The following is a 1,397-nucleotide window of genomic DNA, read 5'->3' as shown; positions in this document are numbered from 1 at the left end:
TGGGGACTGGACGGGGCTGGGGGCGGTGGCTGGACGGAGGGGCTAGTGGGCCGTCCTGAGCGGCAGGACGGCGCGGATCCGGAAGCCTCCACCGGGGCGGGGGCCCACGTCGAGGCTGCCGCTGACCATGCCGACGCGCTCGCGCATGCCGATCAGGCCGTGGCCGAGACCGTCCACGCCGCCGGCGGCCAACTGCTCGTCGGTGCTGCCACGCCCGTCGTCCTCCACCAGGACGGCCAGCTCGCGCTCGCCGAAGTCGACCGCGACCCGGGCGTGGACGTCGGGGCCGCCGTGCTTGCGGACGTTGGTGAGCGCCTCCTGGACGATCCGGTAGACGGTCAGCTCGACGCCGCGCGGCAGCTCGCGCGGCTGCCCGGAGGTGGCGTAGTCCACGTCGAGTCCGGCCGTGCGGACCTGCTCCAGCAGCTCCGGCAGCTCCTCGACGCCCGGCTGCGGCACGTACTCCTCGGCCTTGGTGTCGGAGGTGCGCAGCACGCCCAGCAGGCGGCGCATCTCGACCAGCGCCTGGCGGCCGGTGGAGGCGATCGTGCCGAGCGCCTCCTTCGCCTGCTGCGGGGAGTTGTCCAGGACGTACGCGGCGCCGTCGGCCTGGACGATCATCACCGAGACGTTGTGCGCGACCACGTCGTGCAGCTCGCGGGCGATCCGGGCCCGCTCGGCGGCGACCGCCACCTTGGACTGGGCGTCCCGCTCGCGCTCCAGCCGGGCGGCGCGGTCCTCCAGCTCGGTCAGGTAGGCGCGGCGCACCCTGGTCAGCCGGCCCCAGGCCCAGCAGAGGATGAACGGCGTGCTCATCAGCAGCGTGATCAGCGCCGCCTCGCCGAAGGTGTACGGGCGGGTGTGCGCGTCGCCCGCCCGGTCGAAGACCGTCTTCACCGGCTTCATCTGCCAGAACACCAGCGGCCCGGCGGCCAGGCCGGCCACCAGGGCCAGCCGGGAGGTCCACTTCTGGCCGAAGGCGGCGCCGGTGTAGGCGAAGACCAGGTAGGCGATCGAGGAGCCGCCCGGCGACACGTTCGCGACCACCTGGCCGACACCGATGCCCGCGGCGGCGGCCACCGTGAGGTCGGGGTAGCGCCGCCGGAAGACCATCAGCAGCGGCAGCAGCACCGCGACCAGGATCGAGGCGTCGAAGCGCCAGCCCTCGTCGAGGGAGGCGTCGTTCGGCAGCAGGCCGAAGAACAGCACCATCGACGCCCAGGCGGCGTCGACCACCATGGGGTGACGGCGGAGCCAGGCGTTGAGTCGATGCACGTGTCCAGCGTAGGCAGTCGCCCGGCGTGCCCAGGTCCGCCGGTAGGGCGATCCGTCCTACTCCGTAGGTCGGAGAAGCACCTGATCCGATGGGGAGGGGCGGTCCGGCGCCGGGTAGCGTC

Annotated in this window: 1 protein-coding gene; it reads right to left on the bottom strand. The window is 73.4% G+C overall.

The window, feature by feature from the left end; all coding sequences use genetic code 11:
- Positions 1–42 precede the first annotated feature (42 nt).
- Positions 43–1,239, bottom strand: a complete 1,197-nt coding sequence (locus ACIQOV_RS41410; protein WP_380542249.1) for a sensor histidine kinase — start codon at positions 1,237–1,239, stop codon at positions 43–45.
- Positions 1,240–1,397: the final 158 nt, after the last annotated feature.

The sequence above is a fragment of the Kitasatospora sp. NPDC091257 genome (assembly GCF_044757675.1).
In the GTDB taxonomy this organism is placed as follows: domain Bacteria; phylum Actinomycetota; class Actinomycetes; order Streptomycetales; family Streptomycetaceae; genus Kitasatospora; species Kitasatospora lactacystinica.
The sequence above is the reverse complement of the archived record's forward strand: the minus strand, read 5'-3'. Positions and strand labels throughout refer to the sequence as shown.